We start from the raw sequence: 16575 nt of genomic DNA, 5'->3' as shown, positions 1-16575 counted from the left end.
GATGACTTCGACCAATCCGGGGCAGGACGGCACGATCGAGCGTCCCACCGGCACGCTCGTGCTGGACCGCCGCTACGCCAAGGGCGGCCTGCCGGCGCAGGTGCACGTCCCCGACACCACCCTCTTCGAGAACCTGGAGATGTCCGCGCGCCGCTACCCGGGCAAGACGGCGGTCCAGTTCTACGGCGCGGCCTACACCTATGGCGAACTGCTGCGTGATGCCGGCCATATGGCCGGCTACCTGCAGCAAGCCTGCGGCGTGAAGCCTGGCGACCGCGTGATGCTGTTCAGCCAGAACTGCCCGCAGTTCATCGCCGCGTACTTCGCCATCCTGCGCGCGCAGGCCGTAATGGTGCCGGTCAATGCGATGCTGCTCGAGGAGGAATTGCGCCACATCGCCGCCGACAGCGGCGCGGTGGCCTGCTTCGCCGCGCAGGAGCTGGCCAACCAGCTTCTTCCGCTGCTGGGCCAGACGCCGTTGCGCCACGTGATCGTGCATGCCTATGGCGATGCGCTCGGCGATGACGACGCCGGCCTCACGGTGCCGGATTGGGTGCGGGTGCGCTGCAGCCGCGACAGCCTGCCCGACGGCATGGTGAGCTGGCCGGATGCGCTGGCCGAGGGCCGCTTGCCGGCGCCGTACACCGGCAAGCAGAGCGACCTCAGCATGCTGCCCTATACCTCGGGGACCACCGGTGCCCCCAAGGCTTGCGTGCATGACCACCGCACGGTGATGACGTCGGTGGCCGGCTCGCAGCTCTGGCGCAATACGAACTGCGAGGCGGTCTTTTTGGCCGTTGCGCCGATGTTCCACCTGCTCGGCCTGCAGAACAGCCTCAACGGCCCGATCTTCGTCGGCGGCACCATCGTGCTGCTGCCGCGCTGGGATGCGCGTACCGCAGCCGAACTGATCGAGCGCCACCGCGTGACGTTCTGGGGCGCCTTGCCGCCGATGCTGGTGGACTTTTTCAACCAGCCCGGCATCGAGTCACGCGACCTGAGCAGCCTGCGCGTGGTGGGCGGCGGCGGGGCCGCCATGCCCGAGAACACCTCCGCGTTGATGCGCGAGCGCTACGGCCTGCAGTACGTGGAGGGCTATGGCCTGACCGAGACCGCGGCCTTCCTGTTCGTCAACCCGGTGCACAAGCCCAAGCCGACATGCCTCGGCGTGCGCACCTATGGCGTGGAAGCCCACGTCATCGACCCGGAAACGCTGCAGCCCGTGCCGCGCGGGGAAGTCGGGGAGATCGTGGTGCATGGCGGGCAGATCATGCATGGCTACTGGAACAACCCGAAGGCCAACGAGGAAACCTTCATCACCCTCGACGGCAAGCGCTTCTTCCGCACCGGCGACCTGGCCTGCGAGGACGAGGAAGGCTACTTCTTCATGCGCGACCGCCTCAAGCGCATGATCAACGCATCGGGCTACAAGGTCTGGCCGGCCGAGGTGGAGACCTTGCTGTACCGCCACCCGGCCATCCAGGAAACCTGCGTGATCGCGGCCCGCGACGCGCATCGCGGCGAGACGGTCAAGGCGGTGGTCGTGCTCAAGGCCGGCCACGAAGGCATCACGGCTGACAGCCTGGTGGCCTGGGGCCGCGAGCATATGGCGGCCTACAAGGCCCCGCGCATCGTCGAGATCGTCGCCTCGATTCCCCGTACGGCCACCGGCAAGCTCGCGTGGCGGACCTTGCAGGAAGCGGAGTCAATGCAATGACCCAGACGCAGACCCAGACCCAAACGCAGTTCGACTACATCGTCATCGGCGGCGGATCAGCCGGTTGTGCCGTCGCCGGACGGCTCGCGCAGGGCAGCGATTACAGCATCGCCCTGCTGGAAGCCGGTGCAAACGACCACGTGAAATCGGTGACGACGCCGCTCGGCGTGATCGTCAACGCGCGCAAGGCCAACGCGCGCAACTATGGCTATCGCACCAAGCCGCAGCCAAATCTCGACAACCGGCGCGGCCAGCAGCCGCGCGGGCGGGGCCTGGGCGGCAGCTCATCGATCAACGGCATGGTCTACATCCGCGGCGTGCCGTCGGACTACGACCGCTGGGCTGCCGATGGCTGCGACGGCTGGAGCTGGCAGGACGTGCTGCCTTATTTCCGCCGCTCCGAATGCAATGACCGCGTGGGCGGCCGCAAGGACGATCCGCTGCACGGCGGCAGTGGTCCGCTCGCCGTAACCGACCTGCGCACGCCGAGCCCGTACTCGCGCTACTTCATCGAGGCCGCGCAGGCGGCGGGCCATCCGTACAACCATGACTTCAATGGCCAGACCCAGGAAGGCGTCGGCTACTACCAGGTCACGCAGCGCAATGGCGAGCGCTGGAACGCGGCACGCGCCTATCTGCACCGGGGCGACCCGACCGTCAACGCGCGGCAGCCGAACCTGCACGTGCTGACCGACACGCAAGCCATGCGCATCGTGTTCGAAGGCAAGCGCGCGGTCGGCGTGGTCGTTCGCCGTGGCGATACGGAGGTGACGCTGCGCGCCAGCCGCGAGGTGATCGTCAGCAGCGGCGCGTTCGGTTCGCCGCAACTGCTGATGGTCTCGGGCGTCGGCCCGGCCGACCACCTGCGCCAGTTCGGCATCGACGTGGTGGCGGATGCGCCCGGCGTCGGCCAGAACCTGCAGGAACATGCGGACGTGCTGCTCTACCAGGCAAAGGTGCCGACCACGGACCTGATCGGCTTGTCGGTCCGCGGCGGCCTGCGCATGTGGCGCGAGTTCCGCCGCTACAAGCGCGAGCGTGCGGGCATGCTGTCGGGCAACCTGTCGGAGGCCGGCGGTTTCTTCAAGAGCCGTCCCGACCTGGCCGCCCCGGATCTGCAGGCGCACTTCATTACCGCCGCCGTGACGCGTCCGATCGGTTATGGCCACGGCTATTCGTGCCATATGTGCATCCTGCGGCCGCACAGCCGCGGTCAGGTACGTCTGCGCTCCGCCGACGTGCGCGAGGCACCGGAGATCGACCTGAACATGCTCTCCGACCCGCGCGACATGGAAAGCCTGGTCGGGGGCGTGCGCATCCTCAAGCGCATCTTCGACCAGCCGGTGCTGTCCCGCTTCGGCGGCAAGTCCGGTGATCCGGACCTGCGTGCGGACGGCAGCGACGACGAGGCCATCCGCGCGCTGATCCGCCGCCGCGCGGACACCGCTTACCACCCTGTTGGCACCTGCCGCATGGGCGGCGATGCGGGATCGGTGGTCGACCCGCAACTGCGCGTGCGCGGTGTGGAGGGCCTGCGCGTGGTGGACGCATCGGTCATGCCGACGCTGATCGGCGGCAACACCAATGCGCCGGCGATGATGATCGGCGAAAAGGCGGCGGACATGATCCTGGGCCGGCCGGCAGCGCCGCTGGGATCGCCCGTGAAAGGAGCGAATGCATGATGCACGCAGTGCAACCGGCGGATGCCGGTAATGAAATTCCTGAAGGGTTCGAGTTGCTGGTCTCGCCGGCGGGCTTCATCAAGACCTGCGGTCCGTTCTATATCCACGCTGACAAGCCGATCGTGGCCGCGCGCGTGGGCCGCGAGCACCTGAACCAGATCGGCATCGCCCATGGCGGCTTCCTGGCCACGCTCGCGGATGTCGCGCAAGGGGCCGTGGTGCGCCGCGACCTCCATACGTCGGCTGCGCCGACCGTGCATCTGGGCATCGACTACATCGGCGCGGTACAGCCCGGCGACTGGGTCGAGGCCCATGTGCGCGTGCTCAAGGACGGCCGCAAGCTGATCAACACCGACTGCGACATGCGCGTGGGTGACCGTGTGGTGATGCATTCCAGCGGGGCGTTCTTCGTCAAGGTGCGGGCCGGGCAGGCGGTGGGGTGATCGGATGCATCTCACTCTCAGCCTGCAGCGCGCCGCGCAACTGACGCCGGCGCGCACGGCCACTGTGTTCCAGGGCCGACTCCGAACGTATGGCGAGATGGCAGACCGCGTCGCCCGCCTCGCCGCTGGCCTGCGTGCACAGGGCATGGCGCCCGGCGACCGGGTTGCCATGCTGTCGCTCAACTCCGACCGCTACCTCGAGTATTTCATGGGGACGTGGTGGGGCGGGGGCGTGGTCAATCCGGTCAATATCCGGTGGAGCGTGCCGGAGATGGTCTACTCGCTGGACGACTGCGACACGCGCATCCTGATCGTTGACGATCACCACCTGCCGCTGGTCGATGCCATTCGCGCGGCATCGCGCTCGGTGGCCGTGGTGATCCATGCCGGCGAGAGAGAGGCCCCCGCCGGCATGTTGTCGTTCGAAGCGCTGATCGCATCCAGCGAGCCTGTGGAGGATGCCGGGCGCGGTGGTGGCGATTTGGCTTCGGTGATGTACACGGGCGGCACCACGGGCTTCCCGAAGGGCGTGATGCAGACCCACATGAACCTGTGGTCGAGCGGCATGCAGCGGCTAGCGGAAGCGCCGCCGGTCCGCGACGCGGCCGTACTGCACGCCACGCCGTTCTTCCATGTCGCGGGCCTCGGCCGTGCCATCGTCCAGTGGCTGGCCGGCGAGAGCCACGCGATCATCCCGTCGTTCGACGCCGCCGACGTGCTGCGCGCGATCCGCGACGACGGCGTGGCCGAGATCCAGCTCGTGCCGACCATGATCCAGGCGACGCTCGCGCATCCGGATTTCGCCATCACCGACTTCTCGCGCGTGCGGCGGCTGACTTACGGGGCCTCGCCGATTTCCATCGCGCTGCTGGAAGAGGTGATCACGCGCCTGCCTGGTGTTGAACTGAGCCATTCATACGGCTTGACCGAGGCCTGCCCGAGTGTCTCGTCGAACCCGCCCGCCAACCATGGCGAAGCGGGCCGGCGCAGTGGGCTGTACCGCTCCGTGGGGCGTGGCGGCCCGGCCGTGCTTGTGAAGATCGTCGATGAAGCGGGCAACGAGGTGTCGCGCGGCACGGTGGGCGAGATCATCGTGCGTGGCCCGAATATCATGGCGGGGTACTGGAACAAGCCGGAGGAAACGGCCAAAGCGCTGCGCAATGGCTGGCTCCATACAGGCGATGGCGGTTATATGGATGAACAGGGATATCTGTTCATCGTCGATCGCATCAAGGACATGATCGTCAGTGGTGGTGAGAATGTCTACTCCGCGGAAGTCGAGAACGTGATTGCCCGGCATCCGGCGGTCGCTGCGTGCGCGGTGATTGGCGTGCCGCACGACAAATGGGGCGAGGCGGTTCATGCCGTGGTGGTGGTCCGGGCTGGCATGGCGTTGGGCGCGGAGGAGGTTAGGCGGTATTGCCGAAAGTTCATTGCGGGGTACAAGGTGCCGAAGACGGTGGAGTTTCGTGAGGCGTTGCCGCTGTCGGGGGCGGGGAAGGTGTTGAAGAGGGAATTGCGGATGGGGTTTCTTTAGTGGGAGTGGGGTGTCGTTCTTGGCGGGCGCCGCTGTTTCGCCGGCGTAGCCGGCGAGTCACTTTTTGTCCGAGCGACAAAAAGTAACCAAAAAGCGCGTCGTTGCCGCTGGCCATCAATTCCACGGTGGCAGTGGTTCAAACGGCTTTGGACACCTGCGATGGTGGTCGGCCGTTCCAACCTGCTACGCCATGTGAGTCAGAACCTGTGCCTTGCGCGGCACGGCTTTTGGACGATCCCCAAGACGGACTCGGGTACAGCGTTTCAACGAGGTCAGTGGTTGGACGCCTTCGGCTGCGCTGCGCGCGCGTCGTCGTCTGGGCGCAAGCTGATCAACCTTGCCGGCGTCCGAGGTCTGCATTCTTCTCACCCCTCTCTCTACTCCGCTCATGCATTGGCAGGCATCGTCACCGAGGCGTAGTTCGCCCTGGGCCTGCGTGCTCAGACTTGAGCTCTGCGCGTAGCGCAGCCGAAGGCGATCACACGATATCGCCGGCAGCAGGGGCCACGAACGCTTGCAGGGCTCGTTCAATCAGCGCTGTATTCCCACTCACGGTGGTGCCCCACGCGGCAGGCAGCGTAATTCACTCTGAAGCCCATACCCGTACAACACCCCTGGCCCACTACGATAAAAATTCGCCCCTTTGGGGCAACCAAAACGCGTTTTTGGTTACTTTTGTCGCTCGGACAAAAGTGACTCGCCGGCTACGCCGGCGAAACAGCGGTGCCTGCCAAGAACCACAAGCTCCCCCCAGCTACGCCAGCGAAACAGCGGCGCCTGCCAAGCAAGGCGAGCCAGCAATCCCCCCGCCGGCCCCCCAATCCCTCACGGTTCCACCACATTAAACATCGGCTCAAATTCCTCCAACATCCCAAGCCACCGCACCACCCCAGCCAGATCCCCCTCCACCCCGATAACCCCTTCCTCCGCCAGCCGGGAGAACGTGGCGGGCAGCCCGTCATTCCCCGCCTGCAGCGCAGCAAGCCCTTCGCGGCCGAGCGACACACACGCAGTACGCTTCCCACGCGCAGGCCCCGGCAGGTAAGTCATCGTGGCATTCTCAAGCCGCATTGCCCAGCACTCCCCGGTTTCCGGATTGCGCCATTCGATCTCCATGCACTCGCCATCCGCCTGTTCGCCATTCAGCCGCACCGCGAAGTAATCAAGCAGCAGTTCCAGCGGCAACACCGACACCAGATCGCGACTCACATGCCGGCGGCGCAGCTTGATAGGCCCCTTGCGCAGTTCCTGCGCCCCCAGCAGATAGGCATTGCGCCAGGTCGAGGATTCCGCCGCAAAGCCAAGCTGTTCAAGCGCATCAGCACACAGCATGCGCGCCGCTTCGTTCGAAGGATCGGCGAACACGAGGTGGTTGGTAACCTCGGCCACCCAGCGATGGTCCCCGCGCGTGAAATCGGTGCGAGCCTTGTCCAGCAGCGCATCCGCCCCGCCCATATAGGCCACATAGCGCGGCCCGGACTGTTCGGGCGGCAGCAGGTTCAGGTGAGCGGGATTGCCGTCATACCAGCCGAGATAGCGCTGCACGATGGCGCGCACGTTGTGCGAGATCGCACCGTAGAAGCCTCGATTGGCCCATTCCTGCGCGAGCGACGGCGGCAGTTTCATGGCCTCGGCGACTTCCACGCCGGTCAGGCCGTGGTTCATCAGCCGTACGGTCTGGTCGTGCAGATGCTTGTAGAGGTCGCGCTGCTGGCGCAGATAGTGGCGGATGCGCTCGTTGCCCCAGGTCGGCCAGTTGTGCTGGGCGAACACGACATCGGCAGTCGGCGCGTAGCGGTCGAGGGCTTCGTCGAGATAGCGCGACCATACGCGGGCGTCGCGGACTTCGGCGCCGCGCAGCGGGCAGAGGTTGTGCATGGTCTGTACGCCGATCTCCGCCGTGTTGAGCGCGCGCAGGCCGGGGAAATGCATGAACATCTCGGACGGCGCTTCGGACTCCAGCGCCAGGTGGAAGATGATTTCTACGCCGTCGATCACGTGCGTTTCCACTTCCTGCTCGATGGACATGGTCGGCGGAATCAGCGTGCCGGTGCCCATCGGCACGCCCTTGCCGATGCCGCAGTCCACCTGCCCGCACACATGCTTGGGCAGCGACAGCCCGGACTGGAACATGCCCCGGCGCATCATCGCGTTACCGGCGATCACGTTCTCCGACACGGTGTGCCACATGAAGCCGCGCGGCGCGATGATCGGCACGTTGCGGGCGACGGCATCGGCTTCGTCGAGCACGCCGCGCGCGCCGCCATAGTGGTCGGCGTGGCTATGCGTGTAGATCAGCGCGCTGACCGGGCGGTTGCCGCGATGCTTGCGATACAGCGCGATGGCGGCCTCGGCGGTTTCGGCGACGGTCAGCGGGTCGATCACGATCACGCCGGTGTCGCCTTCGATGAAGCTGACGTTGGCGATGTCGAAGCCGCGCACCTGGTAGATGCGGTCGGTCACCTTGAACAGGCCGTGCGCCATGTTCAGGCGCGCCTGCCGCCACAGGTTGGGGTGGACCGTGGGGGCGGGCTGCGGATCGTCGAGGAAGCTGTAGTCGGCCATCGACCAGATCACGCGGCCTTTGGCGTCGCGGATTTCCCCGTCGGGGATGGTGCCGATGAAGCCGCGCTGCGCGTTCTCGAAGTCGATGTCGTCCAGCACCGGCTGGACCTGGGGGATTGCGTTCATAGGAAAGCTGCCTGGGTGAGACGTGGGAATCGTTTGGAACGTCGGAATCAATCGGCCTTGGCGCCGGAGGACTGGATCAGTCGCGCCACGACCGGCTCTGTAGTCTCGAACTCCCGCCGGAACTGCGCGGCGGCGCTGCCCACGGGTTCGAGGGAATAGGTGGCGAGACGGGTCTTCACGGCCGCCGACTGCGCGGCCGCGCGGGCCTCCTTTTCCAGCCGGGCCAGCACGGGTTGGGGCGTCTTTGCCGGCGCCAGCATGCCGATCCATCCGGCGGGCGTGAATTCGGGTTCGGTGAAGCCCGCTTCGGCCATGGTCGGCACATCGGGCAGGCTTTTGGCGCGCACGTTGCCCATGACCGCCAGCGGCCTGACCTTGCCGCTGTCCAGGTACGGGCGCAGCGCCACGAGCGAGGCTACGCCCCAGGTAAGGGCGCCGCCGGCGATGTCCTGCGCCATCGGGGCCTCGCCCTTGTATGGAACGTGGGCCATGTCGAGATTGCGGTTGCGGCTCAGGTAGGCGCCCACGAGGTGGGCATATGTGCCCTGGCCGTACGAACCGTAGCTGACCTTGCCCTTGTTCGTGTTCGCCCATGCCAGCAGGCCCTTCACGTCGCGCGCGGGCACGTCCGCGCCGACCGCAAGCACTAGGTTGCCGACGCATAGCTGCGAGACGAAGGCGAAATCGCGCCGCACGTCATAGGGCACGCTGGCGTAGAGATGCGGCGTATTGATGATGGGGCTCGAATGCGTGACGAGCACGGTGTAGCCATCAGGCGCGGCACGGGCTGTGGCCTGCAGGGCCAGAATGCCGCCGGCCCCGGGCTTGTTCTCGATCACGACGGGTTGTCCCATCTGCCTGCTCATTTCGTTGGCGAACAGCCTGGCGACGGCGTCGACCGCACCCCCGGCAGGCGCCGGCACGATAAAGGTGATGGGACGCGTGGGGTACTCCTGGGCATGGGCCTGGCCCACGGCGGCGCTGCCGAATGCCAACGCCAGGACTACGGAAAGTGTCTTGATACGCACGACGGGTTTCCTCGCTTGTGGATGGTGTGAAGCACTTGCCGCAGCCATGGCGGCAATCGCTTTCCATAGCGTAGGACCGGCACCCGCTGTTCATCCCACCGGGGGTGGGGGGGCGGGGAATCCCCACCTTGCAATGCGGGGTTGCGGCGGACGTTCCCCCCTAACTCCGGTGGGTCGGGCCCGGCGCCGCGCTGGTCTACTGCCGGTACGGCGACCTGTACGACGGAGACATTGATGGATTTGCGCTTTACCGCCGCGGAAGAGGCGTTCCGCGAGGAAGTCCGCGACTTTGTGCGGACGCACCTGCCCGCCGACCTCTCGGGCAAGGTGCTCGACCACCGGCGACTGGCCCGGGAAGACTTCGTGCGCTGGCACCGGATCCTGCACACGCACGGCTGGGGCGCGCCGGCGTGGCCCACGCAATGGGGCGGCACCGGTTGGAGCGTGCTGCAGCGCCTGATCTTCGAGATCGAGACCTTCCGCGCGGGCGCACCGCGCCTGCTGCCCTTCGGCCTGAACATGATCGGGCCCGTGCTGATGAAATATGCCAGCCCGGCCATGCAGGAGCGATTCCTGCCGCGCATCCCGGGCATGGACGACTTCTGGTGCCAGGGCTACTCGGAGCCCGGTGCGGGCTCCGACCTCGCTTCGCTCAGGACGCGCGCCGTGCGCAAGGGGGACCGCTACATCGTCAACGGCCAGAAGACGTGGACGTCCTACGGCCAGTATGCCGACTGGATCTTCTGTCTGGTGCGCACCGATGGCGAAGCCAAGCCGCAGGACGGCATTTCCCTGCTGCTGATCGACATGAAGAGCCCCGGTGTGACCGTGCGTCCGATCCGGACGCTCGACGGTGGCCACGACATCAACGAGACGTGGCTGGAGGACGTGGAAGTCCCGGCCGAAAACCTCGTGGGCGAGGAGAACAGGGGCTGGACCTACGCCAAGTACCTGCTCGGCCATGAGCGCACCGGCATCGCGGGCATTGGCCATTGCTACCGCGAGATGCGCCGGCTGAAGGACTGCGCGCGCAAAGCCACGGACGGGCGCGGCCGTCCGCTGATCGAGGACGTGCGCATGCGCGACAAGATCGCCCGGCTGGAAATGGACCTGATGGCGCTGGAAATGCTGCTGTTGCGCGTGGCCACGCAAGACGCCGGGCGCGGGCCGGGGCCGGAAGCGTCGATCGTCAAGATCCGCGGCTCGGAGCTGCAGCAGGACGTCGCCATGCTGCAGATGGAAGTGGCCGGCCCGCACGCGTGGCCGTATGCACCCGAGTGGCTGGAGCCGGGTGCAGCGTCGCCGGCCAATGGCCCTGTATGGGCGGCGCCGGCGACGGCTGCCTACTTCGACATGCGCAAGACCTCGATCTACGGCGGTGCCAACGAGGTGCAGAAGAACATCATCGCCCGGATGCTGATCGGCATCTGAAGGCAGCGGGAAGCAGGAAACATGGACTTCAACTACAGCGAAGAGCAGCGGATGCTGGCCGACAGCCTGCACCGCTTTATCGACACGACCTATACCTTTGGCGTGCGCCGCGGCATCGCGCGCGAAAGCGGCGGCTTCGATCGCGACATCTGGGCCACGCTGGCCGAGATGGGCGTGACGGGCCTGACCGTGCCCGCGGACTTTGGCGGCTTTGGCGAGGGCCCGGCAAGCCAGCTTGTGGTCCAGCGCGAGCTTGGGCGCGGTCTGGTGCTGGAGCCGGTGAACCCGAGCGCGGTGATGGCAACAGCCATCCTCGCCGGCCACGGCACGGCGGCGCAGCGGGCCAAATGGCTGCCGGCGCTGGCGAGCGGCGAGCGCGTGTTGGCCATCGCCTATCTGGAACCGGAGAGCCGCTACCGGCCGGAGGCTGTGCAGGCCACTGCGAGACGCTCGGACCACGGCTACGTGCTTGATGGCGTCAAGTCGCTGGCCTGGCATGGCGATGCCGCGCACGCGTTCCTTGTCAGTGCCCGGCTCGATGGCGAGGTCGCGCTGTTCCTCGCGCCGCGCGAGGCTGCCACGGTGATCGCCTACCCGACCATCGACGGCATGCGCGGTGCCGACCTGCGGTTCGACGGCGCACGGCTGCCGGCCGAAGCGCTGGTCAGCATCGATGGCCTCGCGGCCCTGCAGCATGGCCTGGATCACGGCATCGCCGCACAGTGCGCGGCAGCAGCCGGCGCCATGGAGCGCCTGATCGAGATCACCGCCGAATACCTGCGCACACGTCGCCAGTTCGGCGTCGCGCTGGCCACGCTGCAGGCGTTGCAGCATCGCATGGCCGACATGCTCGTGCAGAAGGAACTCGCGCTGTCGATGGCCTACGTCGCCGCGCAAGCGATGGACGAATCCGATCCTGCGGCACGCCAGCGCATGCTGTCGGGGGCCAAGATCACGACGGCACGCGCCGCGCGCTTTGTCGGCCAACAGGCGGTGCAACTGCACGGCGGCATGGGCATGACCGACGAGCTGGAGGTCGGCGACTACTTCAAGTTCCTGACGATGACCGACGTGCTGCTCGGCGATACCGACTTCCACATGGAGCGCTACGGTGCGGCCATGGCGGTCTGATCCGGCACGAAACGCCGGTAACGCTCACTTGCAGACAAGGACAACGACATGGAGACACTGAACACTTTCTACATCGACGGCGCATGGGTCGCGCCATCGCCCGGCGCCACGACAGCGGATATCGTCAACCCGGCGACCGAGCAGGTCATCGGCACGCTGGCGATGGGCACGGCCGATGACGTCGAGCGCGCTGTAGCCGCCGCGCGCCGCGCGTTTCCCGCCTGGTCGCAGACGAGCCGGGAAGCGCGACTCGCGCTGCTGTCGCGCATCGTGGAGCTATACCAGGCCCGCATGGGCGATATCGCTGCGGCGGTCACGGCCGAGATCGGCGCGCCGCTGTGGCTGAGCCAGCAGCGGCAGGCTCCGGCGGGGCTGGTGCAGCTGCAGGCGACCATTGCCGCGCTGAAGGACTTGCAGTTCCAGACGACGCGGGGCACCACGCAGATCGTGCGCGAGGCGGTCGGCGTCGTGGCGCTGGTCACACCATGGAACTGGCCGCTGAACCAGATCGCCGCCAAGGTCGCGCCGGCGCTGGCGGCCGGCTGCACGGTCGTACTCAAGCCGTCGGAGATCTCGCCGCTGGACGCGCGCATCTTTGCCGAGATCCTGCATGAGGCGGGCGTGCCGGCCGGCGTATTCAATATGCTCTACGGGGACGGGCAGCTCGTCGGTCGTGCGCTGTCGAGCCATCCGCAGGTCGACATGGTGTCGATCACGGGCTCCACGCGCGCCGGCGTCGACGTGGCCGTGCACGCGGCACCGACGGTCAAACGCGTGACGCAGGAACTCGGCGGCAAGTCGGCGAACCTGATTCTCGACGACGCCGACCTGAAGGCCGCGATTCCCGCCAGCGTGATCGCCTGCATGATGAATTCAGGCCAGACTTGCGCCGCGCCAACTCGCTTGCTGGTGCCGCGCTCGCGCTATGACGAGGCGGTGGCCATTGCCGCCGCCACGGCCGACAAGCTGGCCGTGGGCGATCCGCTGCATCCGGACAGCAAGCTCGGGCCCATCTCCAACCGGGCACAGTACGCGCGTGTGCAGGCCATGATCGCAACGGGCATCGAAGAGGGCGCCAGGCTTGCCGCTGGCGGGCTGGGCCGCCCGGCCGGACTGGAGCAAGGCTTCTACGCCCGGCCGACCGTGTTCGCCGACGTGCATGGCGACATGGCGATCGCTCGACAGGAGGTCTTCGGGCCGGTGCTGGCGATGATCCCGTATGACACCGAGGCGGAGGCGATCGATATCGCCAATGACTCGGTGTATGGCCTCGCAGGCTATGTCTGGTCAGCCGATGCGGAACGCGCGCGCGTCGTGGCGGGGCAGTTGCGCGTGGGCCTGGTGCAAATCAACGGTGCGCCGATGGACTTCTCGGCACCGTTTGGCGGGTACAAGGCTTCCGGCAACGGGCGGGAATTTGGGGAATATGGGCTGTCGGAGTTCCTGGAGTACAAGTCGGTCGTCGGTTGCCAGGATTGAAACTCGTGCGGCTACCTCTCGGCAGGGTGCGCTGTGAACGCATCGCCGCACGACGAGCGCCGAGAGGTATCGCAACTCGATGGGGAGTGCTATGCCGATAACATTCTCGCATCCCGAGCCCGGACAAAGGCAATGCGTCAGTCACCCCGGCTTCCGCACGCGTGACCAATCCTCGATAATCCCTTTACCGTTGCAGGACCTGCCAGTACGCCGGCCACCGCAGCAATTTCCACCTCAGACAAGAAAGGGGACACGCAAATGCTTACCAGTGCACGCAATCAGTTTTCGGGAGAACTCGCCGAAGCCAAGCACGGCGCAGTCAACGACGAAGTCGTCCTGCGTCTGCCGGGCGGCCAGGAGATCGTGGCCACCGTCACCAGCGCAAGTGCCGCGCGCCTTGGACTCACTACTGGCAAGAAGGCCGTCGCCATGGTGAAAGCTACCTCCGTCATCGTCATGGTCGATACCGATGTCAGCAAAGTCTCTGCGCGCAATGCGGTCAGCGGCAAGGTGTCCGATCTCAAGAAGGGTGCGGTCAATGCGGATGTGACCATCACGGACGATACTGGTCTTGCCATTTCGGCAATCATTACCAACAGCAGCGTCGATCGACTCGGACTGGCTGTTGGCAAGCCGGCAGCAGCGGTGTTCAAGGCGTCAAGTGTGATTGTCGGCGTGGATAGCTGAGGAAGGCCTCTTAACCGATAACGGCGGTGGAATTCCATGCGCGCACGGCGATGCGGTTGACGGCGATGGCCTGGCGCGGCCCCAGCCGCAAATCGTGCAGCGAAATCAGTTGCAAGCCGCCCGCGGTTGTCGGCAAGGTGTTGCCGTCCTGCTCCACGAGCAGCATCGCACCCTTGCCGATGGGCGAGTTATACAGCTCGTGCCAACTGAATAGACATGCGTAGCCGTCTCCGGCCAGGACGGCAATGACTAACTGTTTGCACCGGGAACGCTGCAGTGTTTGCATGCCCGCAGCGTCCAGCAGTTCGGTGAGCAAAACGCCGCGCAGTTGGCGAACATCACGGATATGACGGCCGGAGTAGCACTCGATGGTGGTGGGGCCTCCATGCGTGCGCGCCATTGCCAGCAACTCTGGCCGGCCGATGCGCCTGCCATGCGGCAGGACACCGTCAATAACCACGCTGTCGGAATAGTGGCCGATGACTTGGTCGACCGAATCAATCTGCATGTTCACCATCCTCCTTGGCTAATGTTTCACTGGTCTGGTACGAGTGCCCGCGCGGCGTCGGCGACGATGCTGCGTAGCCATCGCGATCCCAGGTCGCGATGTGCACGCTCATGCCAAAGCTGGTAATAGCGCAACACGCGCGCCTGCGCTGGCAGCGGTTCGATACGCAATGGCAACAGGTTCGCATAGTGGCTGGCAAATGCGCGGGTGGTGGTGAACACCAGACTGGAGCGCACCAGTACATAAGGCGCCATGCAGAAGTACGGGACCTGCGTGGTCACTTTGCGTGACAGTCCGGCGCGAGCGAGTTCGACGTCGATGGTGCCCTGGCCTGCCAGGTTTCGCGTCGTGACCGCCAGATGGTTCGCGCCTGCATAGGCCTGTGCCGTCATGGCGCCATGGCCAATCGGATGATCTTCACGTAGCAGGCAAACCAACTCATCCGTACAAAGCGATTGAAGATGCAGGTTCTCCGGCGGCGTGCGCCAGTTGCCGATGACCAGGTCGAGATCGCCGCTGGCCAGGCCCTGCTCGTACCCGCCGTCGACCATCAGGTGCCGGATTTCGAGCATGGCGTTCGGTGCCTGCGCATGGAACCGCTCAATCACCGCCGGGACGAAGAACACGTCGAGATAGTCCGGGGAGCCGATCCGAAAGGTTCGCGTGCTGTGCGCCGGGTCGAATGACGTCACAGGCTCCATTATCCGGCCGATTCCACACAATGCCTGCTGAGCAGGCTCCACCAAAGCCATGCCATGCGCGGTCGGCACCATGCGATTGCCGCTGCGTACCAGTAGCGGGTCTCCGGTGATGGCGCGCAGTCTGCGCAATGCCACACTGATGGCCGGCTGTGATTGCCCGAGCAGCATTGCCGTGCGCGACACGCTGCGTTCAGTCAGCAGCACGTGCAACACGCGGACCAGGTGCGAATCGACCAACTCTCTTGGCATGGCTTTGTACTGTGGGGGGGCGTCACTTCAGCGAACCGTTATATACATTCTGACATAACGGAAGGGTGGAAGGTCATACTCGAATCGACATGATCGGTATGCGCCTACACCAGCAGCTTCAGTAATGCGGCGATCTCACCAGAGCACGCAGCCTGTGCTTGCGCCTCCATGGCCCGATACAGGCGGATGACCGCTTCGCCTTCGGGCGTCAGCGTACTGCCGCCCCGGCTCTCCCCCCCGTGCTCTGACAGGACGGCCGGGCGTCGCATCGCACCGTTGACCTCCTGTAACAGCACCCAGGCGCGCCGATACGACATATTGATGCTGCGCGCTGCAGCTGAAATGGAGCCCTGGTCGCGGATAGCCTCAAGCAGAGCCACCTTGCCCGGTCCGATTGCAATCACATCGCCCATTGTCACTCGCATGCGAAAGCGCACTTTCGGCTTGCCCGCAGGAGCAGGAGAGGAGGATGTCGCACGATTGACCATGGCGCGAGTGTAACGCAACGCCATTTGACTGCCCGTTGTATATGGTTCTATATTGCGCTAATGAATCGCTCCGTTCTCCTGCTCGATGCCTTTGCCGTCCATCCCGGCGATCCGGTGTCGCGCGCACTGTCGGGCGTGCTGGAAAGCGCGGCGGCCGGCTGCCTGCCGCGCTTTGCGCAATGGTTGGGACTACCACCGGACGAGTTTCGGAGGATGCTCGATACCTGGTTCCCCGGCGCCGCCGAGTCGGGCTGGGAACCCGACGTGCCTCCGGCCGAACCTGCCACACTACCGTGCGAATTCGGCGATCTGGTGGAAATGCTGTGGAGCGGGCGCTCGGCCGGCTCAGATGCCCTTACCGTTCGATGGGCCGCGCACGCCTTGGCGTGCGGCTGCTTTGGTCGCACCCATTTGTGGCAAGACATGGGGCTTTCCGGGCGGGAGGACGTTTCCAAACTGCTGTCCCTGGCGTTCGAGCCGGTGTTCCGCGCCAACACCACAGACATGAAGTGGAAGAAATTTTTCTATCACCAGGTGTGCGAGCGACTCGACCTGCATCCCTGTCCGGAGCCATCCTGTAGCGGCTGTGACCATTTCGCCGATTGCCACGGCGCGGAGGCGCGGGTGGACCTGCTGCAACCGGTGTCGATGCCACCGGGCACGAAGCTATCCTGACGCGCTCCTTTCCCAATTTCCAGTTCCAGTTCACGCCGATGGTCGCCTGCCACACAGTCCAACCGCTTTGGCGGGTCACGTCCCTGGCGATCGTTGCCCTCTTGGCCGCGGCGTGCGCCGCCCCTGGC

The 16575-nt window shown here is 65.8% G+C and carries 14 protein-coding genes; 9 read left to right on the top strand and 5 right to left on the bottom strand.

Features of this window, described 5'->3' with window-relative positions; all coding sequences use genetic code 11:
• The first annotated feature begins 1 nt into the window (after window position 1).
• From KHO41_RS26145 to KHO41_RS26130, 4 genes are read left to right on the top strand one after another with little or no spacing between them, the layout of a single operon-like run.
• Window positions 2-1717: a long-chain fatty acid--CoA ligase gene (locus KHO41_RS26145; protein WP_211956160.1), complete on the top strand. Its 1716-nt coding sequence runs from the start codon at window positions 2-4 to the stop codon at window positions 1715-1717.
• Window positions 1714-3399 carry a GMC family oxidoreductase gene (locus KHO41_RS26140; protein ID WP_211956159.1) on the top strand — a complete coding sequence of 562 codons (1686 nt, stop codon included), beginning with the start codon at window positions 1714-1716 and terminating at the stop codon, window positions 3397-3399. Before KHO41_RS26145 ends, KHO41_RS26140 begins: the two co-directional genes overlap by 4 nt.
• Window positions 3396-3842: a PaaI family thioesterase gene (locus KHO41_RS26135; protein WP_211956158.1), complete on the top strand. Its 447-nt coding sequence runs from the start codon at window positions 3396-3398 to the stop codon at window positions 3840-3842. The genes KHO41_RS26140 and KHO41_RS26135 overlap by 4 nt, the downstream gene beginning before the upstream one ends.
• A 4-nt stretch (window positions 3843-3846) precedes the next feature.
• Window positions 3847-5379, top strand: a complete 1533-nt coding sequence (locus KHO41_RS26130) for a long-chain-fatty-acid--CoA ligase (RefSeq protein ID WP_211956157.1) — start codon at window positions 3847-3849, stop codon at window positions 5377-5379.
• A gap of 825 nt (window positions 5380-6204) precedes the next feature.
• Here KHO41_RS26130 and KHO41_RS26125 read toward each other — a convergent pair.
• On the bottom strand, window positions 6205-8070 hold the full coding sequence (locus KHO41_RS26125; RefSeq protein WP_211956156.1) for an alkyl/aryl-sulfatase: 1866 nt from the start codon (window positions 8068-8070) through the stop codon (window positions 6205-6207).
• A gap of 47 nt (window positions 8071-8117) precedes the next feature.
• Window positions 8118-9098, bottom strand: a complete 981-nt coding sequence (locus KHO41_RS26120; protein ID WP_244874029.1) for a Bug family tripartite tricarboxylate transporter substrate binding protein — start codon at window positions 9096-9098, stop codon at window positions 8118-8120.
• A gap of 234 nt (window positions 9099-9332) precedes the next feature.
• Between KHO41_RS26120 and KHO41_RS26115 the strand changes: the two genes are divergently transcribed.
• From KHO41_RS26115 to KHO41_RS26100, 4 genes are all read left to right on the top strand, one after another.
• Window positions 9333-10529: an acyl-CoA dehydrogenase family protein gene (locus tag KHO41_RS26115; protein WP_211956154.1), complete on the top strand. Its 1197-nt coding sequence runs from the start codon at window positions 9333-9335 to the stop codon at window positions 10527-10529.
• A gap of 21 nt (window positions 10530-10550) precedes the next feature.
• The gene (locus KHO41_RS26110) at window positions 10551-11660 is read left to right on the top strand and encodes an acyl-CoA dehydrogenase family protein (RefSeq protein ID WP_211956153.1); all 1110 of its coding nucleotides are present in this window, start codon (window positions 10551-10553) and stop codon (window positions 11658-11660) included.
• Window positions 11661-11708: 48 nt separating this feature from the next.
• The gene (locus tag KHO41_RS26105; protein ID WP_211956152.1) at window positions 11709-13139 is read left to right on the top strand and encodes an aldehyde dehydrogenase family protein; all 1431 of its coding nucleotides are present in this window, start codon (window positions 11709-11711) and stop codon (window positions 13137-13139) included.
• A 258-nt stretch (window positions 13140-13397) separates the two neighbouring features.
• A complete protein-coding gene (locus tag KHO41_RS26100) occupies window positions 13398-13826 on the top strand; it encodes a TOBE domain-containing protein (RefSeq protein ID WP_211956151.1) in 429 nt (142 codons plus the stop codon).
• 10 nt (window positions 13827-13836) lie between these two features.
• On the opposite strand, the gene KHO41_RS26095 is transcribed toward KHO41_RS26100, so the two are convergent.
• From KHO41_RS26095 to KHO41_RS26085, 3 genes are all read right to left on the bottom strand, one after another.
• Window positions 13837-14334, bottom strand: a complete 498-nt coding sequence (locus KHO41_RS26095) for a hypothetical protein (protein ID WP_211956150.1) — start codon at window positions 14332-14334, stop codon at window positions 13837-13839.
• A 26-nt stretch (window positions 14335-14360) separates the two neighbouring features.
• Window positions 14361-15284, bottom strand: a complete 924-nt coding sequence (locus KHO41_RS26090) for a LysR family transcriptional regulator (protein ID WP_211956149.1) — start codon at window positions 15282-15284, stop codon at window positions 14361-14363.
• 104 nt (window positions 15285-15388) lie between these two features.
• On the bottom strand, window positions 15389-15796 hold the full coding sequence (locus tag KHO41_RS26085; protein WP_211956148.1) for a winged helix-turn-helix domain-containing protein: 408 nt from the start codon (window positions 15794-15796) through the stop codon (window positions 15389-15391).
• On the opposite strand from KHO41_RS26085, the gene KHO41_RS26080 reads away from it, so the two are divergent.
• The gene (locus KHO41_RS26080) at window positions 15797-16447 is read left to right on the top strand and encodes a nitrogen fixation protein NifQ (RefSeq protein ID WP_244874028.1); all 651 of its coding nucleotides are present in this window, start codon (window positions 15797-15799) and stop codon (window positions 16445-16447) included.
• Window positions 16448-16575 lie beyond the last annotated feature (128 nt).

Origin of the sequence: Cupriavidus numazuensis (genome assembly GCF_905397435.1) — a bacterium.
Classification (GTDB): Bacteria; Pseudomonadota; Gammaproteobacteria; order Burkholderiales; family Burkholderiaceae; genus Cupriavidus; species Cupriavidus numazuensis.
Note: the sequence above shows the minus strand (reverse complement) of the source record. Positions and strands in the feature narration are given on the sequence as shown.